At 39.0% G+C, this 24,916-nt stretch carries 29 protein-coding genes and 3 tRNA genes; 19 read left to right on the top strand and 13 right to left on the bottom strand.

From position 1 onward, the window contains the following. Positions 1-73: 73 nt before the first annotated feature. The 13 genes from clpX to FUT79_RS05000 all read right to left on the bottom strand — a co-directional run bounded on the left by clpX (position 74) and on the right by FUT79_RS05000 (position 10,507). Positions 74-1,318, bottom strand: coding sequence for an ATP-dependent Clp protease ATP-binding subunit ClpX (clpX, locus tag FUT79_RS04940; RefSeq protein ID WP_024753317.1), 1,245 nt, complete (start codon positions 1,316-1,318; stop codon positions 74-76). After that, positions 1,305-1,916 carry an ATP-dependent Clp endopeptidase proteolytic subunit ClpP gene (gene clpP, locus FUT79_RS04945; protein WP_002695059.1) on the bottom strand — a complete coding sequence of 204 codons (612 nt, stop codon included), beginning with the start codon at positions 1,914-1,916 and terminating at the stop codon, positions 1,305-1,307. Before clpP ends, clpX begins: the two co-directional genes overlap by 14 nt. Then, a complete protein-coding gene (tig, locus tag FUT79_RS04950; RefSeq protein ID WP_024753318.1) occupies positions 1,909-3,282 on the bottom strand; it encodes a trigger factor in 1,374 nt (457 codons plus the stop codon). Before tig ends, clpP begins: the two co-directional genes overlap by 8 nt. Before the next feature lie 138 nt (positions 3,283-3,420). After that, positions 3,421-3,492: transfer RNA gene (locus FUT79_RS04955), tRNA-Gly, on the bottom strand. Positions 3,493-3,528: 36 nt separating this feature from the next. Continuing rightward, positions 3,529-3,608: transfer RNA gene (locus FUT79_RS04960), tRNA-Leu, on the bottom strand. Positions 3,609-3,678: 70 nt separating this feature from the next. Beyond that, positions 3,679-3,751, bottom strand: a tRNA-Lys gene (locus FUT79_RS04965). A 67-nt stretch (positions 3,752-3,818) separates the two neighbouring features. Beyond that, positions 3,819-4,394 (bottom strand): cyclic nucleotide-binding domain-containing protein, encoded by a 576-nt coding sequence (locus FUT79_RS04970; RefSeq protein WP_002695063.1) that lies wholly within the window; start codon positions 4,392-4,394, stop codon positions 3,819-3,821. Positions 4,395-4,574: 180 nt separating this feature from the next. Continuing rightward, a complete protein-coding gene (locus tag FUT79_RS04975; RefSeq protein WP_002695065.1) occupies positions 4,575-5,264 on the bottom strand; it encodes a hypothetical protein in 690 nt (229 codons plus the stop codon). A gap of 7 nt (positions 5,265-5,271) precedes the next feature. Further along, complete coding sequence (locus FUT79_RS04980; protein WP_148884013.1) at positions 5,272-5,898, bottom strand: rhomboid family intramembrane serine protease; 627 nt, start codon at positions 5,896-5,898, stop codon at positions 5,272-5,274. Positions 5,899-5,925: 27 nt separating this feature from the next. Further along, positions 5,926-7,026 carry a diguanylate cyclase DgcA gene (dgcA, locus tag FUT79_RS04985; protein WP_039943848.1) on the bottom strand — a complete coding sequence of 367 codons (1,101 nt, stop codon included), beginning with the start codon at positions 7,024-7,026 and terminating at the stop codon, positions 5,926-5,928. A gap of 24 nt (positions 7,027-7,050) precedes the next feature. Beyond that, a complete protein-coding gene (locus tag FUT79_RS04990; protein WP_148878799.1) occupies positions 7,051-8,664 on the bottom strand; it encodes a DUF5312 family protein in 1,614 nt (537 codons plus the stop codon). 60 nt (positions 8,665-8,724) lie between these two features. After that, positions 8,725-9,729 (bottom strand): tRNA dihydrouridine synthase DusB, encoded by a 1,005-nt coding sequence (gene dusB / locus FUT79_RS04995; protein WP_024753321.1) that lies wholly within the window; start codon positions 9,727-9,729, stop codon positions 8,725-8,727. Positions 9,730-9,733: 4 nt separating this feature from the next. Next, positions 9,734-10,507 carry a TatD family hydrolase gene (locus tag FUT79_RS05000; RefSeq protein WP_002695076.1) on the bottom strand — a complete coding sequence of 258 codons (774 nt, stop codon included), beginning with the start codon at positions 10,505-10,507 and terminating at the stop codon, positions 9,734-9,736. 1,323 nt (positions 10,508-11,830) lie between these two features. On the opposite strand from FUT79_RS05000, the gene FUT79_RS05005 reads away from it, so the two are divergent. The 19 genes from FUT79_RS05005 (at position 11,831) to FUT79_RS15030 (ending at position 24,861) form a co-directional block, all read left to right on the top strand. Next, complete coding sequence (locus FUT79_RS05005) at positions 11,831-12,214, top strand: hypothetical protein (RefSeq protein ID WP_044634969.1); 384 nt, start codon at positions 11,831-11,833, stop codon at positions 12,212-12,214. Between the two features lie 132 nt (positions 12,215-12,346). After that, positions 12,347-12,733, top strand: coding sequence for a hypothetical protein (locus tag FUT79_RS05010; RefSeq protein WP_044634970.1), 387 nt, complete (start codon positions 12,347-12,349; stop codon positions 12,731-12,733). A 184-nt stretch (positions 12,734-12,917) separates the two neighbouring features. Further along, entirely contained in the window at positions 12,918-13,934 is a 1,017-nt protein-coding gene (locus FUT79_RS05015; protein ID WP_002696987.1) for a YqaJ viral recombinase family nuclease, read from the top strand. A 15-nt stretch (positions 13,935-13,949) separates the two neighbouring features. Beyond that, the gene (locus tag FUT79_RS05020) at positions 13,950-15,230 is read left to right on the top strand and encodes an AAA family ATPase (RefSeq protein ID WP_044634971.1); all 1,281 of its coding nucleotides are present in this window, start codon (positions 13,950-13,952) and stop codon (positions 15,228-15,230) included. Beyond that, positions 15,214-16,152 carry a leucine-rich repeat domain-containing protein gene (locus FUT79_RS05025; RefSeq protein ID WP_148889342.1) on the top strand — a complete coding sequence of 313 codons (939 nt, stop codon included), beginning with the start codon at positions 15,214-15,216 and terminating at the stop codon, positions 16,150-16,152. The genes FUT79_RS05020 and FUT79_RS05025 overlap by 17 nt, the downstream gene beginning before the upstream one ends. 15 nt (positions 16,153-16,167) lie before the next feature. Next, on the top strand, positions 16,168-16,740 hold the full coding sequence (locus tag FUT79_RS05030) for a 3'-5' exonuclease (protein ID WP_148883932.1): 573 nt from the start codon (positions 16,168-16,170) through the stop codon (positions 16,738-16,740). Between the two features lie 48 nt (positions 16,741-16,788). Beyond that, positions 16,789-17,751 (top strand): recombinase RecT, encoded by a 963-nt coding sequence (locus FUT79_RS05035; protein ID WP_024751741.1) that lies wholly within the window; start codon positions 16,789-16,791, stop codon positions 17,749-17,751. Positions 17,752-17,766: 15 nt separating this feature from the next. After that, complete coding sequence (locus tag FUT79_RS05040; protein WP_002696692.1) at positions 17,767-18,570, top strand: hypothetical protein; 804 nt, start codon at positions 17,767-17,769, stop codon at positions 18,568-18,570. Positions 18,571-18,709: 139 nt separating this feature from the next. Beyond that, positions 18,710-19,501 (top strand): leucine-rich repeat domain-containing protein, encoded by a 792-nt coding sequence (locus FUT79_RS05045; RefSeq protein ID WP_244951134.1) that lies wholly within the window; start codon positions 18,710-18,712, stop codon positions 19,499-19,501. 70 nt (positions 19,502-19,571) lie between these two features. Further along, complete coding sequence (locus FUT79_RS05050; protein ID WP_148889344.1) at positions 19,572-20,615, top strand: hypothetical protein; 1,044 nt, start codon at positions 19,572-19,574, stop codon at positions 20,613-20,615. A 13-nt stretch (positions 20,616-20,628) separates the two neighbouring features. Further along, a complete protein-coding gene (locus tag FUT79_RS05055; protein WP_148889346.1) occupies positions 20,629-21,408 on the top strand; it encodes an ATP-binding protein in 780 nt (259 codons plus the stop codon). A 4-nt stretch (positions 21,409-21,412) separates the two neighbouring features. Next, entirely contained in the window at positions 21,413-21,712 is a 300-nt protein-coding gene (locus tag FUT79_RS05060) for a DUF4406 domain-containing protein (RefSeq protein ID WP_148879529.1), read from the top strand. Between the two features lie 3 nt (positions 21,713-21,715). Continuing rightward, positions 21,716-22,042: a hypothetical protein gene (locus FUT79_RS05065; protein WP_148879530.1), complete on the top strand. Its 327-nt coding sequence runs from the start codon at positions 21,716-21,718 to the stop codon at positions 22,040-22,042. Between the two features lie 183 nt (positions 22,043-22,225). Then, positions 22,226-22,519: a P-loop NTPase family protein gene (locus tag FUT79_RS05070; RefSeq protein WP_187426836.1), complete on the top strand. Its 294-nt coding sequence runs from the start codon at positions 22,226-22,228 to the stop codon at positions 22,517-22,519. A 69-nt stretch (positions 22,520-22,588) separates the two neighbouring features. Continuing rightward, complete coding sequence (locus FUT79_RS05075) at positions 22,589-22,828, top strand: hypothetical protein (protein ID WP_024751671.1); 240 nt, start codon at positions 22,589-22,591, stop codon at positions 22,826-22,828. Continuing rightward, positions 22,828-23,787 carry a DNA cytosine methyltransferase gene (locus FUT79_RS05080; RefSeq protein WP_148889348.1) on the top strand — a complete coding sequence of 320 codons (960 nt, stop codon included), beginning with the start codon at positions 22,828-22,830 and terminating at the stop codon, positions 23,785-23,787. The genes FUT79_RS05075 and FUT79_RS05080 overlap by 1 nt, the downstream gene beginning before the upstream one ends. Positions 23,788-23,792: 5 nt before the next feature. After that, positions 23,793-24,089, top strand: coding sequence for a hypothetical protein (locus tag FUT79_RS05085; RefSeq protein WP_024751669.1), 297 nt, complete (start codon positions 23,793-23,795; stop codon positions 24,087-24,089). Beyond that, positions 24,086-24,508, top strand: a complete 423-nt coding sequence (locus tag FUT79_RS15495) for a hypothetical protein (RefSeq protein WP_024751668.1) — start codon at positions 24,086-24,088, stop codon at positions 24,506-24,508. Before FUT79_RS05085 ends, FUT79_RS15495 begins: the two co-directional genes overlap by 4 nt. Positions 24,509-24,717: 209 nt before the next feature. Further along, positions 24,718-24,861, top strand: a complete 144-nt coding sequence (locus FUT79_RS15030) for a hypothetical protein (protein WP_156009208.1) — start codon at positions 24,718-24,720, stop codon at positions 24,859-24,861. Positions 24,862-24,916: the final 55 nt, after the last annotated feature.

The following is a 24,916-nucleotide window of genomic DNA, read 5'->3' on the forward strand; positions in this document are numbered from 1 at the left end:
ACTCTTTTTTATAATTAAGATATGAGGATTAAATATAGCAAACCGTACATGAGAAACGTAAACGCCGGTTACGTTATGCGGTTTTTTCGGATAATAGCCGGATTTTCGGCTTTTCCGATTCTGTTATCATTTCCTCGGTAATTCTCAGCTCTTTTTTCCCTTTGATGGAAGGCGCTTCAAACATTGCATCAAGCATGAGTTTTTCTACAATTGAGCGAAGTCCGCGCGCACCGGTATTTTGATCAATAGCAAGTTGTGCAATTGCATTTAAAGCGGAATTTTCAAAGATGAGTTTCACATCGTCTTGTTTGAATGATGCTTCAAACTGTTTGATAATTGCGTTTTTCGGTTCAGTAAGGATTTTTCGTAAATCATCTTTTGTAAGTTCATTCAAAGCAACCGTTATGGGAAGACGACCGATTATTTCAGGGATTAAACCGAATTTTACCAGATCATCGGGAGAAAGATTATCGTATAACTCATCTAAGCGCTTATCTTTTATTGTTTTTATATCTGCTCCGAATCCAATCGGATGTTGGGAAATTCGAGCTTCAACAATCTTGTCCAAGCCGACAAAAGCCCCGCCGCAAATAAAGAGGATATTTGATGTGTCAATTTTAAGCATGTCCTGGTTAGGATGCTTTCTTCCGCCTTGGGGAGGAACAGATGCAACCGTCCCCTCAATTATTTTGAGCAGCGCTTGCTGAACTCCTTCACCTGAAACATCTCGTGTGATGGATACGTTTTCGCTTTTGCGGGATATTTTGTCGATTTCATCAATAAAAATAATACCGCGTTCTGCGGCATTTATATCTCCGCCCGCATTCTGAATAAGCTTTAAGAGTATGTTTTCTACATCTTCTCCGACATAGCCTGCTTCAGTAAGTGTGGTAGCATCGGCAATGGCAAAAGGTACTTTCATTTTTTGAGCGAGTGTTTTTGCCAGTAAGGTTTTTCCCGATCCTGTTGGACCGACCAAAAGAACATTTGATTTTTCAATAACAACATCATCTTTTTCTTTTGGTTTATTGATGATTCTTTTATAATGATTATACACGGCAACGGAAAGTACTCTTTTTGCCTTATCCTGCCCGATAATATACTGATCCAAGTATTCTTTAAATTCAGCCGGCGTAGGTATTTCACTTTTAAGTGCAAGCGGATACACTGATTTAAAATCTTTTAGATATTCAATACAGAGTTCAACACAATGATCACAGATTGAAACGCCCGGGCCGGGGATAATTCTACGCGTAGAGTCTTCACGTTTTCCGCAAAAAGAACAGGTCAACGATGAATCTCCCTTAAACTTCGCCATTTTTTCTCCTATTCATTACGGTATCAACAATACCGTAGGCTTTTGCTTCTTCGGCAGACATAAAGAAATCTCTTTCCATATCATCTGCTACTTCTTTTTCCGACTTACCGGTATGTTCGGCAAAATACTTTATGGTGAGTTTTTTGAGTCTGATGATTTCTTTTGCTTGAATACTGATATCGCTTGCCTGTCCCTGCACGCCGCCCCACGGCTGATGGATCATTACACGGGAAGAGGGAAGGGCAAAGCGTTTTCCTGCACTGCCTCCTGCTAAAAGTACGGCTGCCATACTTGCTGCCTGACCGAGACAGATGGTTTGTATTTTCGGGCGGATATGCTGCATGGTATCGTAAATTGCAAGACCTGCAGTAACGGAGCCGCCGGGGCTGTTTATATACAAACTGATATCTTTATCGGGGTTTTGAGATTCCAAAAAAAGCAACTGTGCAACAATAAGATCGGCAACGGTATCGTTTATCTCTCCATCGACGAATATAATTCTGTCTTTCAGAAGACGGGAAAAAATATCATAGCTACGCTCTCCGTTCCCGGTTTGTTCAATAACATAAGGAACGAGGGTGTGCATTTTTTCATTCATGCGTATGTCCTTTTTCAAAGAATTCTTTTGCTGAAAGCTTTTTGCTTGTAGTAAAGGTGCATTTTTCAAAGAGCTGATCATATAGTTTGGTTTCTTTCAGATCTTCAATTAAAAGTTCTTTTTCACGAAGATCGCTTTCATAATGTGCCTTTACCTCTTCTTCTTTTATGCTCGCGTTCTCAGCAATTTTTTTATATTCTGCTTCAATCTCTTCAGGCGTAATACTGATATTGCGATCTTTTAGTAATGTTTCGACAATGATGCGTGCTTTCAATCGCTCTTCAGCTTCCGGGCGCCAGGCAGACATGGTAGATGCTTTTGTGTTTTCGGTAGCGCCCATAAGTTTTTCAAGTTGGGCAGGATCCATTCCGAATTGGCGCGCGGTCATTATCCAACGGGATTCAAGTTCCGTCAGCACCATGGATTCCGGTAAATCAAAGCTATTTTCTTTTACCGCTTCTTTTAGAAAAGCTTCTATTTTTGTCTGGTTAAGTTTGTTCTCAACACTCTTTTCCAAATTCTTTTTGATGTCATCTTTCATATCTTGGAGTGTGCTGAATTTTTCATTTACATCTTGTGCTAAATCATCGTCGATTGCAGGGAGATCTCGTCGTTTGAGAGCTGCCAGTTTTACCCGTATTTTTTTTGTTTTGCCGGCAAGCTCTTTATTCGGATCATCTTCGGGATAGGTTTTAGTAACATCTTTTGATTCGCCTTTTTTCATACCGATAACATCATCATCAAGCTTAAATAAATTCTGTTCGGTTCCGATTGTGAACGTAAAACTTTGCCGCTCGCTGCCTTCAATGACAGTATCTTCTTCATCAAGTTCTGAATAATCAATTGTAGCAATATTATCTTTTTCTGCGAGATCGGTATCTGCACGGTCAATGACAAGTGCATTCCGTTGTTGGATATCTTTTAACTCTTCTTGAATATCTTCTTCTGATATTGTTACCTCAGGGATTGTAAAGCTAAATCCATCTATTTTTTTGATTTCAATTTTAGGAAGAACATCATAGGTAACGGCAAACTGAAAATCTTTTTCGGTATTGAATTCGGGAACTTCCTTCATGTCAGGATAGGAGTAGGGGAGTGGACGTTCGTACTCATTTGCATCACGAAATATTTCTTCAAGAACTTTTTCGATTAAATCGGAAGAGGCTTCTGCTCGCAAGGCTTCTCCATATTTTTGTTCCAATACCTGTACCGGAACTTTGCCTTTTCTAAATCCCGGAATTTGCAGTTCTTTTACATATTTAGTAATAATGCCGTCATAATGGGTACGGACATCGTCTTTATTCACTGTAACTTCCAACTCAACTTGAGATTTCGGAAGCGATTTAAAAGTCTTTTGAAATTCCATTTGAATACATCCTTCCATGCACTGATTTTCCGTGCCGTTTTTTAAGTTTATATGTATATTTTTAAATATACTATTTTTTCCTTTATAAGGAAAGCATAAAAAAAAGCGATTCGGATTTTACCGAATCGCTTTTCTAAGAGCGGGAAACGGGGATCGAACCCGCGACATCCACCTTGGCAAGGTGGCGCTCTACCACTGAGCTATTCCCGCAAAATCTTTCTGGCACTCGTGAAGCGATTGGATCTGTGCGAGAGGAGGGACTTGAACCCTCACGCCGAAGCACTAGATCCTAAGTCTAGCGTGTCTGCCAATTCCACCACTCTCGCTTATACAAGTGAGTTCGACAGAAGCATATAAGAAAATTCAAAAAAAGTCAATACACGAGAATTTTCTTATTGAGCCATGCAGGCTTCGAACCTGCGACCCACAGATTAAGAGTCTGTTGCTCTACCAACTGAGCTAATGGCCCGTTCTCATTATGTTATAAAATAACGGTGCTCAGTATGATGAAAAACAGTAAAAAAGTCAAGCGATATTTATAATGTTTTTTTGATATTTTCTTTATTTGTATCAAGCATATCATCTAAGTTTGGATGGAACAAACTCATCATCATCGCAAGGTCTTCTGAAGAAAATATAAGATTTTTTTCCTCCACCAGCTCTTCGTTTGTTTCTCTCAGTTTTTGTAACAACCCGAATACGATGTAAGTCATTATGACAAGTCCCGCTTTAGGATAATTATTAATGTACTGAATAAATTGTTCACGGGAAATAATTAATACAATAGATGTTTCTGCTGCACGGACGGTTGCTGTACTCAGTTCGTTTGTCAATAAAGCGGACTCACCGACGGTTGCATGATCCTTTAATACTGCGAGCTGGACTTCTTCATTCCATTTTCCTTTTTTTATGATGTCAAGTTTTCCAGTCATTAACACAAAAAAGTCCGTACTTGCACTGCCTTCGGGAATTAGAATCTCATCTTTTTCAAATGAGCAAATTTTGGAAAACAGCGTAAGAGGTTTTAAATCTTCCTTTGGAATGCAAGAAAAGATCGGAATTGTGGAAAGCTCGCTGTATAAAAGCTCTGAAGACATGTCTACAATATTCATAGTAATACTCCAAGTTTAAATATGTTAAAATCCTTTTAATTAAGTATAGCACAAAAAAAAGAAAACAACGAAAAAAAAAGATATTTTTTGCTTCCGTTATTTTTTTGAACTCTTATAACAGCAAATTTTAAAGCCTTCCCTTAGATGTTTTTGTGAACGCTCGGTTACGTTCATTGAAAATTAAAAAATCGTATATGGAATGATTTCTTTTATATAAATATTTACTCTGATTTCTGCGGTAAATTTACCGGAATCTACAAAGAGGCGCGGATTTTCTCTGATAATCATTTCACCGATAATTTCTTTCGGTTTGTTTTTTTCTCTTTTTCGAACATAGTTACGTACTGCCTGTAATGCGGCGTTTTTATATGCATCATACACGCCGGAAAGTTCTTTTTTTCGCTCTCCGTTGCCGCTTCCCTGCACCGTTGCAAAGCTGATACTCATCCAATGTTCTCTGCGTCTTGCCTCGTCTTCAAAGAGCGTATATTCTGACCAACAATATAAATACGGATATCGCACCTGCGGCTCCATGAGTCTAAGTCTTTTTGTTTTAGGCGAAACAGCCGATATCGGAACTAATTCGAAATTTTCTGTAACATTCCTTTTTTTGTCATAGGGGGTATATGAAAATTGCCAGCCATAGCTCATTCCGCTCATAATAAAAGCGGCAAGCTCTCTGAGCGCCTGAACGGGGGGAAGGAATTTTTCTCCTTCACCTTCTTTCATTGTTCCGGGCTGTGCTTCCAAAAAAACCCAAACGGGAGCACGCAAAACAAGGAACTCTGTTTTAGAAGCGCCAGAGTAGGAATCGGCATATACAAGAGATGAGAAAAGTATACAAGTAAAAAGGAACAGTCCTTTCTTCATACTTTTCTTATCGGACAATATTCCATACTTTCAAGGGTTTTATGCCAAAACGGATGCGCATATATAGCCATGCAAAAAAGAATCCAAGCAGGTGAACCAGATGTGCAACATTATCGCTTGAGAAAAGCAAATCAAAAATTTCAAAGAGTTCGAAGCCGATAATCAAAATTGGCGCAGGTATAGGAATAATTCCCCAAAGAAAAATTTGAGCATTCGGAAACATGACGGCAAATAAGAATAAAACGGCAAAAATTGCTCCCGATGCACCTACTAATGCAATCATCTGAAAACCGACAAATGAGTAGATAAAATATGAAGAAAGCCCGCAAAGAGTTCCGGTTAAAAGATAAAATAGTAAAAACTCTTTTGAGCCCATTTGTTTTTCGACGGTAACGCCGAAAAACAAAATGCCCAACATATTAAAAAGCAAATGCCAAAAACCGCCATGTACAAACTGATACGTAAAAATTTGCCAATACATATGTCCATGCGTTACATATAATGGGATAAGAGCAAGATACGGCGTAAGTGTTTTAAAAAGAGAGGTTAGGGCAAACACTATTGTGTTAATAAGGATAAGCGTAAATCCTGCATTCCAGTACACATATTTAAAAGGCTTTCTTAAAAACTTCATATAAATAAATATCGGAAAATTTCAAGGCTAAGGCAAGTTTTCAGCTGAAATGCTTACTCTGTTTCTGCCGTTTTCTTTCGATTGATATAAGGCAATGTCGGCTCGCTCCAATAAATTTTTTAAGCTTTCCATTTTTTGCAAAAATGTTGCTACGCCGATCGAAATAGTAACTCGTACCTCAAATTCATTGTATTGAATGGAAAGGTCTTGTATGAGCGTCCTAATCCGTTCCGCAATTTTTTGAGCTTCTTTTGAGTTTGTATTATAAAGCATGACAATGAATTCTTCTCCGCCGTATCGAGCTGCCATATCACCGGTTCTTGTGCACGATTGAATAATTTTTGCAACTTGCTGCAACACAAGATCGCCGCAGGCATGTCCGTACGTGTCATTTATTTTTTTGAAAAAATCAATATCAAGCATCAAAATGGAAAGCGGTGTGTCGTCGGGGAGCGTATCCGCTTTTTCATTAAGAACAGTATAAAAATAATGCTTAAGTTTAAGGTGTGTCATCATATCAGTTGTAGAGCGTTCAAGCAACAGCGCATTGTTTATTGCAATAGCGGCAAGGGATGCAATACTCATAATAAATTCTTTTTCATACGGGGTGTAATCTTCTCCGGCATTGATTTGTTCTCCGAGAAGTAAAAAACCAACTAAACGATTTTTTGCTTTAAAAGGAATAAAAAGCGATGGATGCAGCGCAAGAAGCGTTTCCAAAATCTCATCGTGGGGGACAAGCTGTTTCAGCTGAGCCGGTGTAAGACAATAGTTTTCTTCGTCTAGGAGTTCTAAAATAGCGTGATTTTTTTCAATTGAATATGTTCTGTCGGGATCTGTTTCAAACCCGTAATAATTTCTATTTAAAATAAAACCGTCGGAATCAAAAGTTTTTTTTGTAAAAAGAGCTGCTCCAAGCGTTTTCATTTGTGCCATTGAAGTATATAAAATTGCTTCAACCAGACGATCAAATTCCATCATGGAATTTAAACTTTTGGAAATTTCCAACAGCTGTTTTAAATCATAAATCTGCTTTTCTTGCGGAACCTTTTCAAAACTTAAATCCTCTGGTTCAAATTTTTCGTTATACTGCATGAGTTTGTTTTGCTCGTTCATTTTTTCGTCCATGTTTTCACTTTTCCTTCTATCAATTTAACTTGCAGAAGGTTCTATACTTCCAAGTATAGCGTAATTTTTCATAATTTCAAGGAAATTTCTACAACATTCAATCTCTTCTTCAAAAGATTTATAAGAGTCTTTATTTTTTTGAGAAGTTACCAATGCTTTTATATTGCTGATATACTCAGGTAAGATTTTTTTTGTGTCATCTAAAATCATTATTGATGCATTAAATAACTCCGTATACTGTGTAACAATTTTTTGCATAAGGTATTTTGCTTGTGCATTTGCCGTATTAATAATTTTTTGTAAGGCTTTTTCAAAGTCTCCGCCGTTTTCAAGCTCGCTAATATACCCTTGTATAATTCGTACACTACAGCTGCCGTTTTCTTTAAAAAGAGATTCAAATGCGGAAAGTTTTTCGTTAATACTTTCGCAAAAATAATACGAAGAAGAAAGTCTCATTTGAAATTGTTTATCAAGAAAAAATCCTTCTATTAATAATTCACGCAGAAAAGGCTTGCAATAAATCTCAAAATGATTCTGAGTAAAGGTGTGAATAATTTCCAAAGGACGCACCCAATCAAGTGAAAGAGTGGTTGTCGCTTGCAGAGCCTCATTGATGCTGTCGGTATACCCTTCAAGGGGTATAAGAGATGCGGTTCCGAATGTTTTTATGACAAGATCCGTGATTTTATTTTCCTGTTGAATACGCAAAAGTTTTTTAGAATCCGCATTAAACTGCGATATTTGCCGCTGCACATATTCTTCTAAATAATTTACGCTGATATCGGGAGTTTTATCGGTAAAGTCCGGATCGTTTTTAATGTGTTTAAGAATGTTTGCTATTGTATGCACGCCAAGTTTTTTTTCAAAAAAATTCTTTATCGTCGTTAAATTTTTAGAAATAGACGATTGTATATTTTCAATTGATTCCTTTGTATTTTTCTTTGCTAAAAGAGCGAGCGAGTAAACGAGGGCATCATCAAAAATGAGATTTTTAAAAAGATAATTAAAATCTAAAAGCTGTTGTACTATTGTATCAGCTTTAACTTCTCTAAATCTTGGCGTTATCGGAAGTTTTTTTTCATTGATGTTTAGAAATTGAGGATCGAAGGCTGCAAAAAGAGTAATAAAGTCAAAGTTGCAAAAATCGGAAAAAACACTGAGGTTTTTAACTTGCATATTTTTTTGCTTATATTTTTCATTCTCGAAAAGCTGCATAAATTGCTTAAAAGTTTTTGACTGATCCTGCAGTTTTTTTTCAAAACTTTCTCCGGTAAGTCCTTCAAATTCGAGCGCTCTATTTTTAATTGCAAAAGATTGCTGTAGTTCATTTTCAGTCGGGCTTAGCAGTTCGTCAAATAAGAGATCATAGCTTTTTGTTGCTATCCTAATATCTTTTGAATGTATTGTTTTTTCAAGAATTTCTTTTAACGGCTGTATGAAACCGAAAAGTTGAAATAAGCCGGATGCAAAACCGGGCAGTAAAGTTTTATCCGCTCGATACACTTGCGGTTGAATTTGCCGTATCTCATGCATAATAAGTCTGAGATTTCTTATTACCTGGTATTCAGGCGATGAGGAAAAAAAGATCGCTTCTATAAAATCGCGAATGCTTTCAATTATTGTTGAAATCAGTTTCATACAAGTATATTTTCACCTTATTAAAATAACAAAACATAAAGGTACTACCTTTAAAGGTTTTTACAGAGCCATAGATAAAATGCTTTTATATTCTTCTATAGTAGAAGCTTTAACAAAATCTTTTCTCAATTCGGCGCCTCCTTCTAAACCTTTTGTATACGCGGCAAATCGTTTGCGCATTTCTTTGCACGCCCGCTCTTCGCCGAGTTCTTGTGTTAAAATGAGTAATTCATCCCATCCTGTTTTGAGTTTTCTTTCAAAAGAAATATCGGCATATGAGCCGTGTAACAAAAGTTCCTTTGTTCGCTTAAAGATAAAAGGGTTTCCCATTGCTCCGCGGGCGAACATGACCGCATCACAATCTGTTTGTTCAAGCATCGCTTTTGCATCCTCGGGAGTAAACAAATCCCCCGAACCGAAAACTGAAATGCCTTGAGGATGCAGCATTTGCGCTAATTGTGCAAGAATAGTCCAATCCGCTTTTCCTCCATAACATTGTGATGCCGTTCGAGGGTGAATGGTAATGGCTGCAGCTCCTGCATCAACGGCGGCTTGAGCAGCATCTTTCCATGTAAGGTGTTCAGTGTTCCAGCCTGATCTGATTTTTACTGTTACGGGAACTGAGATGTTAACTGTATCAATAGCATCACGAACCGCTTTTGTAACGGTATATAGATTTTGCGGATTACGCATTAACGCCGAGCCTGCGCCTGTTTTGGTAATTTTCGGCATCGGACAACCGGCATTAATATCAATACAGGAAGGACTTGCTTTTTCCAGTATTTTTTTTGCGGTTTCCGCCATGTGGTTCGGGTTTGATCCGAAAATTTGTACTGCATACGCTTGCTCATTCGGCGCTCGCTTAAAAAGATTTTCCGTTTTTTGAGAATCTCTTACCATTGCTTCGGATGAAACCATTTCGGTATAAGTGAAATCCGCTCCCCACTCAACCGCAACGGATCTAAATGTTACATCTGAATATCCTGCTGCAGGGGCAAGAAAGAGATTTCCCTTTAGTTGCAGTTTTCCGATTCTGACCGGACGGTACAATGTCTTTGTATACATACAATTATTCCGGTATATTGAATATTGTGCAGCTGTTTTTCCATAACTGAGCTGCAAGTTCTTCCATATCCATGTCTAAAAGCTCCGCCATGAATTCCACTGTTTTTACCGTGTTTGCCGGTTTATTTCGTTTATTTCGATAAACTGCGGGCGGCATAAAAGGACTTTCGGATTCTACCAAGATTCTATCCAAGGGAAGGGTAAGAACGGTTTCATGTAAATTTCTTGCACTCCGATAGGTTAAATTTCCCGCAAACGAAAAATATACGGGCAAGTCAAGCGCAAGACGGGCATATTCGGCATCTTCAGAATAACAATGCATAATTCCTCCCTGATCGGGAATTCGTTCAGCAAGAATATCTAAAACATCCTTTCCCGCTTCTCTATTATGAATGACAACCGGCACCTTTGCCTTTGAAGCAATGTCAAGCTGTGTAATAAAAAGCTCAATTTGAGATCGCTTATCGCCGTATTTTTTACAATAATCCAAGCCTGTTTCCCCTACCGCAACGACATTGGGTAATGAAAGCCCTTTTTCAATGGTTTGAATCCAATCTTTCCCGGGAGCGGTTACCTCTGAAGGGGAAACTCCTATCGCATGATATACCGATGAAGATACTTGAAGAGTCTCATACACAATAGCAAAATCGTGGAGACTATTACAAATACTTAAAATTCTGGTTACAGAAGCACGTCTGGCTTCCTGAACAACTCGAAGTTGTTCTATCGGATCTGAATGGATTAAGCCGATATGCGCGTGAGTATCAAAAATTTGCATAGCATCTCCTTACTTTTATTAAAATTCGGCAATAACAAGCCGTTAAATCTGAAAGCTGCATGAGCTTAATTCCGCAGCTTATATGGTAAAAGAGTAATTTTCAATTACCAAAATACTTGAAGGATATCCCGTCATTAAACTAAAAAACTAACAGGGAATCCGTTAAATTTATAAGCGTTAAAAATCCTAAAATTTTTGTGGAATTATTAATGCTTTTATCTAAGCGTTAATTCTTTTTCAAAAGTCTCTAGTATTTATAAAATAAGAATAGCACAGGAATGTGCAAAGGTCTATATTATTTTTTTCTTTTTTCAGATTATATACGCTCAGTATACAAAAAATAAGATGTTTTTGCAAGTTTATACTGTTTTTATTTTTCTGAATTGTCAAGTTACACTAGAATAACGTTTTTTTAATAAGTCGATTCGTTTTTTAATACATCTTACCCAAAACGTAAAAAATTTTATAAAAAAGAGTCCGACACTACGGTTTCATTTTGCCATCCGTGGCAAAATGAAACCTGCGAGTTTTAAAGCTTTACAAACTGCCTTGCTTTAAAACGTCGCTTCTGTGTGGAACCACGGGCATCCGTGCCCGTTCTGAGTTTTGCCGTCCGTGGCAAAAACTAAACCACGAGTTTTAAAAGCACTTGGGAAAAGTTTGTGCTTTTAAAACGTCGCTTCTGTTTGGAACCACCGCCACGCCCTGATTTTTAGTATTCTTGATTAAATCAGTGCTGCGAGTTTAAAAACTCCGAGTACGCTGTGGTAGTTTTTAAACATCGTTTTACATTGTTCTGAGTTTTGACGTCCTTGTCAAAACCAAACCTGCTAATCTTGACCCTAAAACAGGAAAACACTCTAAGTTGTTGTAAATCAATAACTTACCACTTCTTTTACAAAAAATCAAAATGAAAATCTATACTGTAGTAATTTTTGTAACAAAAATGAACTGCAGAACATGCAGATAAGTCGTTTGAACTCTGTTTCGGCGAGGCAATTCGGTTATCTGTTCAATAAGTCAAGGCATCGTAAAAGATAGTTTAGCATAAACTCATCTTTTAGGTTGCTTTGTGCAATCTAAGCACAACGAAATATCGGCTAGGGATGAGTCGTTGTGCTGCTATTTGAGGAAAGACGAAATAATTTTTCGGGTCAATTATTTCGTCTTTTCATAGACGAATCCTTTTAAGCACGTGAGACGACCCGATTTTAGTCTTGCGTGCTTTTTTTTATCGGTTTTGGAAAAATTGAAGTCGGAAGATGAGCTAATGCATTTTAAAGATTGCATTGAGGCAAGTTTAATGTAGGAGAAGTATGAAAAATGAATATTGAGGAAATTAAAAAATTATCTTTAAACAGAAGGAAGACAATAGCGAAAAGTGAAAAGACGCCGCAAAACATTTTATTATCTCTTGCCGCAAGCGATCCTCATCGTTATGTACGGGGTGCGGTTGCAGAAAACATAAACGTAACAGCAGATATTTTAGAAATCTTATTAGAGGATGATGACCTATATGTACGGAATAAAGCACGTGAGCGGCTGGGACTTTTTAAGCTCCGTTTATCAGAAGAGCGAGAAAAAACGATTGAGGAAAAAGCGGAAGATATAGAAGATGAATGCGACTGCTTGGCTGATTTTGAAGCAAGAAAAAAAGAACAAGAAAGATGGGCAAAGGGAGCGGAAATATGTATTCCTTTCAAGTAACGAAAGATGGATTTGAATTAACAGACAGAAGTACAGGGCTAATTGTTAAAACGGGAACTTTCAAAGAATGTTGCAGATACATCATCGAAAGTGAAAATAAAAAATCTATAAACCACAAGAAGGAGTAAAAAGATGAGCGAACCTATTACCAAAGTATCCGAAACAATCAGCTTTGAAGATGATTGCACTTTTGGGAATGTTGAAACAAAGCTTTCTAATGGCTGGACTGTTACGCAAAAATTTAGCTGGAGCTTTGATAGTTATTATGAACCTGAAATTGACTATCAATGCGAAGACGTCGGGGATTTATCCATTTTTGACAAAAACATGGAGCCTTATTCTAACGAGCTGACCAGCGAGGAAGAAAAAGCGCTTGCGCGGTTATGTATAAAAGACGCTGATGAATTGACAGACGCCGTATATCAACAAACGGACTGGAAATCACTAGCGGAAGAAGTGCGGGAATACAACAAAAACCCTTATTCATACTATGGAGTAACTCCACTTGATTTTATTTAAAAGGTAAAACGGATGACAAAAGAGCAAGTAATTAAAAGTATGACATTTTTTAGGCACGATAAGTACATGTATATCTTTTGGCGGAATGTATATAACCGTCAATATAGCAACGTATCCGGAAGCAATAAATGCTCCGGCGCATGTGAAAATTGCAAATGCAAAAACAAGAAACAAGGAGTAACAAATGGAAAACTTAGTTAAACAACTTTTAGGGAAAGACACAAACTATGTGTTTACGAAGAGCATGGCAAAGGATGAGTGGCGCAACGCACGCCGCTCAAGTATCGGCGGCAGTGATGCCGGTGCAATCATGGGACTTAACAAATGGGCAAGTCCATTGACGGTATACCTTGATAAAAAAGGCTTACACTCATTTGAAGGGAACATGTTCACCGAACGCGGATCATGGCTTGAAGACCCGATCCGCCAGCGATGTAGAGAAGAGTTCGGCGTACTCATCGAAGAAGTGCCGTACATGTTTTACAGCGGCGAACAAAAATTCATGAGTGCAAATATTGACGGACTCATCTATGTTCAAGAGCCGAAAACAATTTCCGGCATTGAAGTATCAGGTCTTGGCGGCCATGAGATTAAAACATCTCAGCGTGGAGACGGCTTTGGAGAAAATGAAATCCCCGATAGCTACTTTGCGCAAGTGCAGCACTACATGTCCGTGCTCAATCTTGATTGGTTTGTTTTGTCGGCGTACATCATTGATAAAAATGAATTAAGACATTATGCCATTAATAGAGATGAAGCGTTTATTACTCGCCTTGTGAAAGCAGAGAAAACTTTTTGGGAAGACTTTATTGAAGAAAACATAATGCCTGCTCCTTCCGGAGTGGATGCCGAAGATGAAGCTATCGCAAAAATGTTTGAGGGTGCAGAAAACACAATCATCCTTGATGGTGAAGCTGAAAGCATGTCGGCAGAATATCTTTTAATTAATGCACAGATAAAAGAGCTTGAAGAAAAAAAATCAAAGCTTTCATCATCTCTCAAATTAAAGATCATCGAACAACAAACCAACAGCGAAGAGAAAAAAGCAAAAGCTGTTGCCGGTAAGTACAACCTCTCATTTTCAAAATCAATACGAAGAACAGTTGACTCGGAAAAATTAAAAAAAGACGGATTGTATGAGCAGTATTTGAAAGAGAGCGAAGTTGCAATGCTGCGCATTACGGAACCAAAAGCAAAATAAAGTAAGGAGCATTTTATGTTATTGAAAAATATTGAAATTAGAAACGTGCGAAAAATCAAACAAGCCGAGATTGAATTTCACGGTGCCGGTGTACAGGTAATTCAAGGACTTAACAAGTCAGGCAAAACAACAATTGCGCAATCAATTGCATTAACGCTTGGCGGCAGTAAAGATTTTGTGCCGGGAATGATAAGTGTAGGAGAAGAACAAGCGGAAATTATCGCGTATACAGACGATGAATTAAAAATCCGCACACTCATCGGCGAGAAGGTAACGCAAGATGTTTCGCGGCTTGATGAGCTAACAGGTCGCTATGCAAAAGTTTCAGGCGGCGTGCGCGCTTTTCTTGATTCAATTCGCTCAGGTCTTGAAATGCCGTTTGCAATTAAAGATTGGACAGACGAATCAATTATCGAGCTTTTAAAAGAGAGAACAGGGACAAGCGAAAAAATTGCATTGATTGATGAAGAATTAAAAAGACTTGAAGAGGCACGAACACAAACAGGACGGGATAAAAAACGGCTTGGCACGCCTACTCCTGTTCCGAAAGTAGAACATGCAAAACCGATTGATGAACTGCAGGCGGAAAAAGAAAAAGCGCAAAACTTTTTATCAACTCTTAAAAATGCCTTTTCTAACATCAATCAGGAAATGCACACGCTAAATATTGAATCGGAAAGCGATATTGATGCTGCAATTCAGCGGCTTGAACTTGCAAAAGAGAATTTGCATAAATGGCTTTCAAAAAATCATAAGCAATATTCAAAAGAGGATATCGCCGAAATTGACGCTGCAATTCTTGAGTGGAATAAAAATGAAACAGCTGCAAACGCATACGATGCCTACATTGCCGCTTGCGATGAAATTAAAAAGCTTGAAGATGAATATAACGGACTGACAAAAAAAATCGAAGCAAAGCGGCAAGAGCGAAAAGACACACTTGCAAGTATGGACTTAGGTGTGTCCGGATTGGAAATAAACGAAGACAATCAGCTTGTTCATAATGGTGCAATTCGCGGAATTACAAAAACGAACACAATCGGCAACTGGTCGACAGCGCAAAGCATACAAGTATTTTTTTCTCTTGGTGTACGGTTTTCCGGCGAAATGAAAGTGATGGTTGTTGATAACGCTGAAAGTCTTGACGAGGCGCACACTGCAATTATCTCAGAGTGGGCTGAAAAATCGGGCTTCCTTGTAATCATGCTCAAAGTTGGCGATGTTCCGGAAGAATTAGAAGAGGGAATCATCTATTTGAAAAACGGAGAGGTTGTAGCAAATGAGTACAGAATTTAACAATGAAATAAAAATGCGAACAACCGCAATCTGGGTTGGGTTCAGGGTTACAACAAAAGATGGCAGCCCGTGTGAAGTATGGAACGGTGGTAAGAAAATAGCGGAGCTGCAAAGCGACAACTGGGAAAACATTGCTGTCCCGAATAACGCAGAAGAGATAATCATTAAGGGGTATGACATACAAGAGTTGTACTGTTGTGGTAGTAAACTCACCGCATTAGATATAAGCGGCTTAACAAGTTTGAAAGAGCTGTACTGCAACAACAATCAGCTAACCACATTGAACGTAAGCGGCTTAACAAGTTTGCAATGGCTGGACTGCTCCGACAATCAGCTAACCGAGTTAGACGTAAACGGTTGTACAAGCCTGCGACTGCTGGACTGCTACGACAATCAGCTAACCGAGTTAGACGTAAGCGGTTTAGTGAATTTAGAAGATATTGACTGTTCCGAGAATGACCTAACCGAATTAAATGTAAGGAATTGTAGGGCTTTACAAAGACTGAACTGCTCTTTCAACCGACTAACTGAATTAGATGTAAGCGGCTTAACAAGCTTGCAGTATCTGAAATGCTACGGCAATCAACTTACCACATTAAATTTAAGTGGTTGTGCGAGTTTGGAGGAGCTGGAATGCTACCGCAATCGACTGACCGAATTAGATATAAGCGGATGTACGAGTTTGCAATGGCTGTACTGCTACAACAACAAACTAAGTGCCGAAGCATTCAAAAAACTTTTTGAAGATTTTCCTGAAAATAAAGGTGTGTATTGCGAAGCGGTTTTATACGCAGATTTAGAAGAAGAGAACAACTACCATTATTTTACGCACCCGACTGAATTAGCAGCTGCTTTTAAAGCAGCAGAAGGTAAAGGCTGGCGGTTCTATAAAGATTTTGCAACATCTGAAAACAGATTATAAAAAAGGAGTAACAATATGAACACGATTTGGTGCGATACGGAAACAACCGGATTAGAGCCTGAGAATTCGGGAGCCTTTGAAATTGCATTTATTTTTGCGGGCAAGGGAAAGGTACCTTGCGAGCGTCTATTTAAATTGAATCCGTTAAATGAAACTATTCTTTATCACGAAGAAGCTGCAAAAACACACGGTGTAAGTGAAGAAGAAATCAGGTCTTTCCCGCCTGCCGAAGAAATAGTGCCGAATATTGCGAATTTTTTTCAACAAGCAATTCACGTATTCGGAGACGGAGAGAAGCTCACCTTTGCTGGGTATAACTGTAATTTTGACTATCGGCATTTAGAAGCATTGTTTAATCGCTGCGGGCTTACACTTGCCGATTATTTTTCCAAACAGTTTGACGCATTGAAGTTTGTAAAAAAAGCAACAAGACAAAAAGCTATTCCGCGTCTTGAGAATTTAAAACTCGGAACGGTTTGTAAATCTCTTGGGGTTAATCTTGAAAATGCTCACACGGCGTTGGCAGACATTCAAGCGACACAGGCTCTTTGTATCGAGCTTTTTAAGCGCGGTGTAAAAGTAGAATAAGAAAAGCACATTTGTGCTTTAACAAAAACAGAACTGAAGGAGTAATGTATGAACGTAAACAACACAAACAAAAATCAAGTTACCGCTAAAACAAAAGGCGGCGACTTGCGGTCGATGATTATGGCAAACATGGATATGTTTAAGATGGCATTGCCGAAGGCGATAACGCCTGAACGAATGACTCGTATTGCAATGACAGCGGTTACACGGAACCCGAAGCTTGCTCTTTGTAATCAAAATTCTTTTTTTGGAGCTCTTTTAACGGCAGCTCAATTAGGATTAGAAGTAAACACGCCGCTCGGGCAAGCGTATCTTTTGCCTTATGATAGTAAAAATGGATTGCAATGTCAGTTTCAACTCGGTTATCAGGGCATGCTTGAACTTGCCTACCGCAGCGGACAATTCAAACGCATTAAAGCGGTAGTAGTCCACGAAGGAGATGAGTTCACCTACTCATATGGCTTAAATGCAATTCTTGAGCACACGCCAAGCGGCAACGGAAATCCTACCCACGTATATGCTTTATACGAACTTACTAACGGCGGTGTTGATTTTGAGGTTTGGACTTGGGAAAAAGTTATGCAGCATGGAATGACTTTTTCAAAAAGTTTTGGAAACGGACCGTGGCAAACTGCCCCTGAAGAGATGGCAAAGAAAACCGTTTTAAAAGCTCTTTTAAAATATGCACCAAAGGCGGTAGAACTTGCGGAAGCGGCAAATCTTGATGAAGGCATCATCGATAAAAAACTTGTGCGTAATGACGGAATAGCAGAAATTGTAACAAATATTGAATATACGGAACCGGTGCAACAACAAACAGCGGTACAATATGCAGAACAGGATCCGGTAAACGCGAATGGAAAAACGCGCAGTTCCGAAAGACAAAAATCCGGAGCTGCTGCACAGATGAGCAAAGAACAACAAATGGCAAACGAAGATGAGCAAGCAATTGAAAAGTTTGAGCTGCAGCAAAATGCGATGTTTGACATTGCTCCTGAATTCCCCATGTGATGAGGTAAAAGTCAGATGAAGGTTACAGGGCAGTACTTAGCGCGTAAAGTTTATTCAAACAATGTTCATTTTGTCATGCTCAAAATCGATGATAAAAAACAAGCTGACTTACTGGACACGCTATTCAAACGAAAAGCGGAACGAGACGCAAGAGCTGGACACGAATCCCTCTTGAATGTTTCGTTTAATTTGCAATATCGAGAAAAGTCTTATAAACAATTGCGCACGGTTTTTGCCCTTGTAACTGCAATCTTTATTTCGATGGATGGGCGGCTTCCGACTGAGGAAGAAAAATACGCATTGTATTTGGATTTGCTTGATGTGTATGCACTTAAAACGCCGAGCAAAATAAAACCTGATACTCTGCGAACAATTCATCTATCTGAATCAAACACCTTTGAAGCCGCTCATTTTATTAACGGACTTATGCTGCACCTTGCAACCGAATGCGATTTAGATTTGGATTTGCAATCCGATGTAAAAAATCTTTTATGGGAATGGGAACTGCACAGAGGCGGTGAAGAAAAAGACCCGCTTGATTATTACGATACGGAATGCACGCAACTTATTTCTGAGGCGGACTGGCGGGAACTTCATCAGTACAGTGAAGCAAGCGGACTGCATGAGGCAATTCATCTTCATCATATCGTAACGCGTGGAGCGAATGCGGCGGCAATCGATAAAGCGTGGAATTGGTGCGCCTTAACTTCTGACGAACATGAGCAGCTGCATCATTACGGCGAAAAAGCATTTTTAAAAAAATACCCGCACCTTGAAGGCAAGTTTAAACGAGCCCACAGAATGGCGGGAAAACTATAACCGATGAGGAGGTTTATATGGATAAGGTAACATTAGAAACCTTAAACAGCGGAGCAGCTATCGACCTTTTCAATGTTGAGCTTGAAAAAGTTTTAAAAAACATGGAATTATAAAAAAAACCTGACAGGGAGAAAAACAAATGGATAAAATACGAATGAGAACAAATGCGGGTAGCATTAAGCTGCGTGTTACAACAAAAGATGGCAGCCCGTGTGAACTGTGGAACGGTGGTAAGAAAATAGCGGAGCTGCAAAGCGACAACTGGGAAAACATTGCTGTCCCGAATAACGCAGAAGAGATAATCATTAAGGGGTATGACATACAAGAGCTGGGCTGCGACAACAATCAGCTAACCGCATTAAACGCAAGCGGTTGTACAAGATTGCAAGTGCTGTACTGCTCCTACAATCAGCTAACCACATTAAACGTAAACGGTTGTACAAGCCTGCAATGGCTGGACTGCTCCAACAATCAGCTAACCACATTAAACGCAAGCGGTTGTACAAGCCTGCAATGGCTGTACTGCGACAACAACAAACTAATCTCATTAGACGTAAGTGGTTGTACAAGCCTGCAAGAGTTGTACTGCAACAACAATCAGCTAACCACATTAAACGTAAACGGTTGTACAAGCCTGCAATGGCTGGACTGCTCCAACAATCAGCTAACCACATTAAACGCAAGCGGTTGTACAAGCCTGCAAAAGCTGTACTGCAACAACAATAAACTAAGTGCCGAAGTTTTCAAAAAGATTTTTGAAGATTTGCCTGAACGCAAAGAGAAATGCGGAAGGGTATTGTTATATAAAGACGGCGATAGCAACTACAAGGATTTTACGCAGCCTCCCGAACTTGCAGCCGCCTTTAAAGCTGCAAAAGCGAAGGGTTGGAGATTATATAAAATTAATAATGATGATTTGATGGAATTATAGAAAAAACCTGACAGGGAGGAAAACAAATGGATGGAATAAAAAGAGAACAACCGCAAAAAAGGGGTAACATATGAAATCAAATTTTAAAAGCTGTATTTTTTCAGAAACAACCAAAAAACAAATTGATGCAATGACGGATATCAACATGAAATTACGCTTTTATGAAGCAGTTACTAATTACGGAATTTACGGTATAGATCCGGATTTTGAAGGGATTGATTTACTTATTTGGATTCCAATGAAGGATATCATCGATAACGCAACAAACAAACGAGGAGCTCCTGTAGGAAATGCTAATGCCAAAAAAGCTAATAATAAAACTAGCGATAGCGATACAGAACAAGAAAAACAAATAAAATATAATGAAACAAAAAAACTGCCTAAAAATATAGAAAGCAATTCAGAGCAGAAAAAACAAATGGATTTAATTGAAAACAAAGAAAACAATTCAAAACAAGAAAAACAAATAAAACAATTGAATTCAATAAAAACAAATAAAACAATTCGCCCTAATGATAATGATAATGTTAATGTTAATGTTAATGATAATGTTAATGATAATGTGAATCATCCTCCTCCTGAAGATACAGCAGGACAAGATATATATACATGTTCTGACAAACAGGAGGATGAGGAGGTTTTCTCTGACTTTTCAGAAAACGAAAATTTAATCCAGCTTGCAAAAGACATATACGGGGTTTTTGTTGAGGCGGGAATAAACAAACCAAATACCTTTTTGCTCTTCTTGCAGCGAGACTTTCAGCTTGGACTTGATAAATTACGGGAGCAGGCAATTCCTGTTACCCCTGACATTCTTGCGGCATGCAAAAACTACGCAAAGGTTTTGGCGTTAAAAAAACAACAAGCAACCTGGTGGAACTTTACCGGCGGGTTTGACGGTTTTTGCGGGAAAAACATAATCCTTAAGTTTTTGCCAGAGCGATTTACTCTCACGCAGTTTGAAAAAAATAACCGCTCCCCGCAGGCGGAGAAGGATTATTCAAAACAGGATTTTTCGCAAAGCAGCATTGATGAGTTTTTCGGTAAGCCACAACCGCCGCCACAGGTGGTGAGTGCTGACGTCGGCGATGAACTAGAGGGCGTTATGTTTTAGGGGGTAAAAGACTATGAGAGTTTTAAAACAAGGGAAATGGCAACAGGTAAATATTACGCAATCTTTTTTGCCGGACTATTTGCGGCAATCAAAAGCTTTATGTAAAACACACGGTGAATACAAATGCCTCATTGACACAAGAACAAACGAAACATCCCCTTGCCCTCTTTGTGAACAAGAGCGGAAGCGGGCGGAACTCGAAACGCAAAAAGAGCTTGAGCAGTTTGAAGCACGCTTAAAAAAAATAGACGGGCTGCCCAAGCGGTACCGCAATGCCGGCTTTAAAAATTTTGTCGTTGACGAAAAAAACAAAACCGCACGGGATAGCGTTTTGTCGTTTGCGAAAAATCCGAATAACAAATGGCTTTTGCTGCTCGGCAAAAACGGCACCGGTAAAACTCATCTCGCGCATGCTGTGCTAAAACTAACGGGCGGCATCTTCCGAGATTTTGACGACGTCTCAACCGACTTACTGGACGCACAAGCGGGATACGGCGAAGGCTTAAACAAAACGCTTGATAAATACGCTAATGCGCCCATGTTGGTGATTGACGAAATTGACAAGGTGAAAAACACCGAAGGGCGCATAACTTGGCTTAATACAATCTTGCGCCGCCGTTACAACGAAATGCTGCCGGTTGTGCTTGTTGGAAACATTGACCTTGAACGTCTATGTCAAATTATAGACTTGCACGGAGGAGAGGCAATGCGGGACAGAATTAAGGAGTTGGGTATAGTTGTCAATTTTAATTTTGAAAGTTATAGACCCGTTTTAAGAAATGAGAAGGAGTAAAAAAATGAAACAGATTTATTTAAGTGGGGCAATAAGCAATAATCCAAACTACAAACAGGATTTTGAAACAGCCTATAACAAACTTCACAAAGCGGGATATTCGGCAATACTTAATCCTGTTAAGTTTTGCGAAGGGTTAAAAACTTGGGACGACTGTATGCGGAAGTGTCTATTTATTTTAAGCCGACATAAAAACTTAGGTATTGCAAAAATAGAAACGCCGTATGCTTCAAATGGCGCAGAATTAGAATTACAAATTGCGGAAGCGTTAGGCTATGAAATTTATGAAAGAAAGGAGAATTAAAAAATGATTTTTGGGGAATCTTATAACTTAATTCAACAGGCAATAGCATCACATTCTGAAAACAAATTAAACAAATGTGTGTTGTGTGATTGCTATCAAGCATACGCACTTATGAAGACGCATATTGATGAGGCGAATAAACATGTCAACAGAGCCAACATGGAGTTTGATTATTATTGGGAAAAGGTGAAGGAGATGAAAACAAATGAGCAAAAACGCTTCTTAAAAGATGTAAAAGATAATGCTGAAATAATAATCAACGAACTTGTATGTGTTATTGCTTTAATCGAAAAATCAGAAAAGCAAATATACGGGGGCGAAAATGAGTAAAAACAAAATTATAGATATTTTGTCGTTTTTTGAAACAAAAAAGAAAGTTTTTGCTTATGAAGACTTCATTATCATTCCAAGTTTAGCTTGTAAGGGAGAGAGTATATAAAATGTCAATGAGTTTTGTTTTTTATGAAACATTTACAAAACAATTAAAATGCCTTGACGCTCAAGTCGGTTTTGGTGAAGGCGCAAAACGCCGTACTTAACAAGTATTCTTTTTGCCCAATGCTTGTAGTAGACGAAGTTGACAAAGCGAAAAAAACAGAAGGCCGTATTGGTTGGCTTAATATAATTTTACGCCGCAGATACAACGAGAGGCTGCCTGTTATTCTTTGCGGTAATATCGACCTAGAAACATTATGCAGGCATATAGACCTTAACGAAGGCAAGGCTATGCGGGATAGAATTGAAGAAGCCGGAGAAGTAGTACTTTTTAACTGGGAAAGCTCCCGTCCCGAAAAGCGGAGCGTGTGAACCGGCAATTAAAGGTTGATGGTTTTAAAAGTGGCTATCAACTAAAAGTTTACAGCCATAAGGGAGAACTTGAAGCAGTTGATTGCGGCGACTAAAAAACACGGGGAAACTGTGAAATCGATAGCAGGACAAAAAGAAAGTACTATTGTTGGCATGACACTTAATAATCGTGTTATTATTGATAAATCTTTTTCACAATCTTTTGGACAACCTTATGGGGATAAAGTATCTTGTACTACAGAAGAGCTTTTAGATAATTTTGTATTTTTATCTGATAATAGCCCCTGCGGGGAATTGGTGGAGTCGTAATGACCTACTTATCTGTATGCAGCGGTATTGAAGCTGCAACAGTCGCATGGGAACCGCTAGGATTTAAACCTGTTGCATTTGCGGAAGTTGAAGAATTCCCGTGCGAAGTTTTAAAACAACGTTTTCCGCAAGTGCCTAACTGGGGAGATATCACTAAATATGAGGGGTGGGAAAATGAAGCAGTTGACATTGTGGTCGGGGGAACTCCTTGCCAATCTTTCTCAATCGCAGGAAAACGAGGAGGCACAAACGATCTTCGAGGACAGCTCATGTATTGCTATTTGGAAATTGTGGGAAAATATAAACCGAAATGGGTCGTTTGGGAGAATGTGCCCGGAGTATTATCATCGGGTAACGGACTTGATTTTGCAAGCTTCCTCGCTGGTTTGGAAAAACTCGGGTATGGGTGGGCGTACAGGGTGCTTGACGCTCAATATTTCGGAGCGCCCCAAAGACGCCGTAGAGTCTTCGTTATCGGACATTCTGATAATAGGACAGACCTTGCCGCAAAAGTATTATTTGAGCCAGAAAAACCTAGAACTTCTTTTGAAGCGAGCGAAGATAAGAAAAAAGAAATTACCGGAACGCTTACGACAGGCTTTGGAGCAAGAGTCTTTGACTGCGATACAATCTTAAACAATCAATTCGCCGTTGAAAGCTATACACTATCTTCTTTTGCTCAATATAAAGAGGGCGTGGGGACATTGAAAGCAAGCGGCGGAGACTTCGGCGGTGGGAGTGAAACGATAATTAAAGAAGGGAACAGTATACGCCGTCTTACCCCGCTTGAATGTGAACGATTACAGGGCTTTCCTGATAATTACACTCAAATTGAATGGAACGGCAAGCCTAAAGACCAATGCCCCGATAGTCATCGTTATAAAGCAATCGGCAACAGTATGGCTGTGCCGGTAATGCGGTGGATTGGAGAAAGGATTAAAAGGATAGAGGGAGCATAAAGCCAATGTCTAATCCAAAAGACCAACGCCGCTGTGCACTTGCAACAAGCGGCGGAGTTTGCGAAGTATGCGGGCGGCCTTTGAACGAAGGACAGCCGCAAGGGGCACACCGAATAGGCAACACTAAAGCTAATCGGGCTAAGTACGGAGATTTTGTAATCGACCACCGCCTGAATATGGGAATGACCTGCTCGCTAAAATGCAATGGCTTATTAGATATAAGCAAAGACACGGGCGAGGTTGTGAAACTTTGTAAAAAAATATATGAAATAGAATTACAAAAATACGAGGGGCAAAAATGAGAGAATCGTTTGTTTTTCACAGTGAATACATCGCAGATTTACCGGAAGAATACAAGGCGAATTTTGCAATGTATACAATAAGCTATGCTTTAAGTGGAGAAAAACCGCCAATCAGGGAAGGCTCGCTTGAATGGGCTTTATGGGTAAAAATCGCACGCAGGATAGACCAAGAAAGCGAGAAGTACGAATCGATAAAAGCAAAGCGAGCGGCGGCTTTGGCAAAAGCAAAATTGCTTATGGAAACATATAACTTAACAACAGCAGATTGTGAATTTGTTTTTGCGGATGTAGTTCGTCCATCAACCCCTCCACATTGGCTAGTTGCAATAACTAATATTATTGAAAAAATAAATAGTTGTATTGTTGTCTATATAAGCTATGGGAAAGCGGACAAGAATTTACAGATAATTTGGAGGTAATCAATGAAGAATGAATTTGACATTAAAACTTTTATCGATTTAGTAAAAGACATGCGGCGGTTACAAAAACAGCATACTCTTCAAAAGATGTAATGGTCTTATTTCAGGCAAAAGAGATTGAAAAAAAAGTAGACGCCATGTTGACAGGGGCTGATAAATTCTATAAAAATTATGAAGCCCCTAAAAATGAATTATAAAAGGAGTAATAGATGAGTGCTTTTAATAATGAAATAAGGATGAGAACAGAAGCGGAGAGCATTAGGCTTTTAATTAAAACAAAAGACGAAAGCCCATTTGTGCACAGCAAACAAAAATTGAATGGACAGACACAACATGGAATCCCGTTTTTTTAAACAACGTGGCGGCGTGAATAAAAAGAAAAACGGGCGGGAACTAAACGGGCAGACG

The organism is Treponema phagedenis, from assembly GCF_008153345.1.
Taxonomy (GTDB): Bacteria; Spirochaetota; Spirochaetia; order Treponematales; family Treponemataceae; genus Treponema; species Treponema phagedenis.

Bases quoted from the DNA above. Each gene is read 5' to 3' on its own strand.
- FUT79_RS04990 (WP_148878799.1), bottom strand. From the start codon at position 8,664: ATGAAACTGATTTCAACAATAATTGAAAGCATTCGCGATTTTATAGAA.
- FUT79_RS05035 (WP_024751741.1), top strand. From the start codon at position 16,789: ATGAACGTAAACAACACAAACAAAAATCAAGTTACCGCTAAAACAAAA.
- FUT79_RS05060 (WP_148879529.1), top strand. From the start codon at position 21,413: ATGAAACAGATTTATTTAAGTGGGGCAATAAGCAATAATCCAAACTAC.
- FUT79_RS04970 (WP_002695063.1), bottom strand. From the start codon at position 4,394: ATGAATATTGTAGACATGTCTTCAGAGCTTTTATACAGCGAGCTTTCC.
- FUT79_RS05015 (WP_002696987.1), top strand. From the start codon at position 12,918: ATGGAAAACTTAGTTAAACAACTTTTAGGGAAAGACACAAACTATGTG.
- FUT79_RS05030 (WP_148883932.1), top strand. From the start codon at position 16,168: ATGAACACGATTTGGTGCGATACGGAAACAACCGGATTAGAGCCTGAG.
- FUT79_RS05025 (WP_148889342.1), top strand. From the start codon at position 15,214: ATGAGTACAGAATTTAACAATGAAATAAAAATGCGAACAACCGCAATC.
- FUT79_RS05005 (WP_044634969.1), top strand. From the start codon at position 11,831: ATGAATATTGAGGAAATTAAAAAATTATCTTTAAACAGAAGGAAGACA.
- clpP (WP_002695059.1), bottom strand. From the start codon at position 1,916: ATGAATGAAAAAATGCACACCCTCGTTCCTTATGTTATTGAACAAACC.
- FUT79_RS04980 (WP_148884013.1), bottom strand. From the start codon at position 5,898: ATGAAGTTTTTAAGAAAGCCTTTTAAATATGTGTACTGGAATGCAGGA.
- FUT79_RS05000 (WP_002695076.1), bottom strand. From the start codon at position 10,507: ATGCAAATTTTTGATACTCACGCGCATATCGGCTTAATCCATTCAGAT.
- tig (WP_024753318.1), bottom strand. From the start codon at position 3,282: ATGGAATTTCAAAAGACTTTTAAATCGCTTCCGAAATCTCAAGTTGAG.
- FUT79_RS05045 (WP_244951134.1), top strand. From the start codon at position 18,710: ATGGATAAAATACGAATGAGAACAAATGCGGGTAGCATTAAGCTGCGT.
- FUT79_RS05010 (WP_044634970.1), top strand. From the start codon at position 12,347: ATGAGCGAACCTATTACCAAAGTATCCGAAACAATCAGCTTTGAAGAT.
- FUT79_RS04975 (WP_002695065.1), bottom strand. From the start codon at position 5,264: ATGAAGAAAGGACTGTTCCTTTTTACTTGTATACTTTTCTCATCTCTT.
- FUT79_RS05040 (WP_002696692.1), top strand. From the start codon at position 17,767: ATGAAGGTTACAGGGCAGTACTTAGCGCGTAAAGTTTATTCAAACAAT.
- dusB (WP_024753321.1), bottom strand. From the start codon at position 9,729: ATGTATACAAAGACATTGTACCGTCCGGTCAGAATCGGAAAACTGCAA.
- FUT79_RS05065 (WP_148879530.1), top strand. From the start codon at position 21,716: ATGATTTTTGGGGAATCTTATAACTTAATTCAACAGGCAATAGCATCA.
- FUT79_RS05055 (WP_148889346.1), top strand. From the start codon at position 20,629: ATGAGAGTTTTAAAACAAGGGAAATGGCAACAGGTAAATATTACGCAA.
- FUT79_RS05080 (WP_148889348.1), top strand. From the start codon at position 22,828: ATGACCTACTTATCTGTATGCAGCGGTATTGAAGCTGCAACAGTCGCA.
- FUT79_RS15030 (WP_156009208.1), top strand. From the start codon at position 24,718: ATGAGTGCTTTTAATAATGAAATAAGGATGAGAACAGAAGCGGAGAGC.
- FUT79_RS05085 (WP_024751669.1), top strand. From the start codon at position 23,793: ATGTCTAATCCAAAAGACCAACGCCGCTGTGCACTTGCAACAAGCGGC.
- dgcA (WP_039943848.1), bottom strand. From the start codon at position 7,026: ATGGACGAAAAAATGAACGAGCAAAACAAACTCATGCAGTATAACGAA.
- FUT79_RS05020 (WP_044634971.1), top strand. From the start codon at position 13,950: ATGTTATTGAAAAATATTGAAATTAGAAACGTGCGAAAAATCAAACAA.
- FUT79_RS15495 (WP_024751668.1), top strand. From the start codon at position 24,086: ATGAGAGAATCGTTTGTTTTTCACAGTGAATACATCGCAGATTTACCG.
- clpX (WP_024753317.1), bottom strand. From the start codon at position 1,318: ATGGCGAAGTTTAAGGGAGATTCATCGTTGACCTGTTCTTTTTGCGGA.
- FUT79_RS05050 (WP_148889344.1), top strand. From the start codon at position 19,572: ATGAAATCAAATTTTAAAAGCTGTATTTTTTCAGAAACAACCAAAAAA.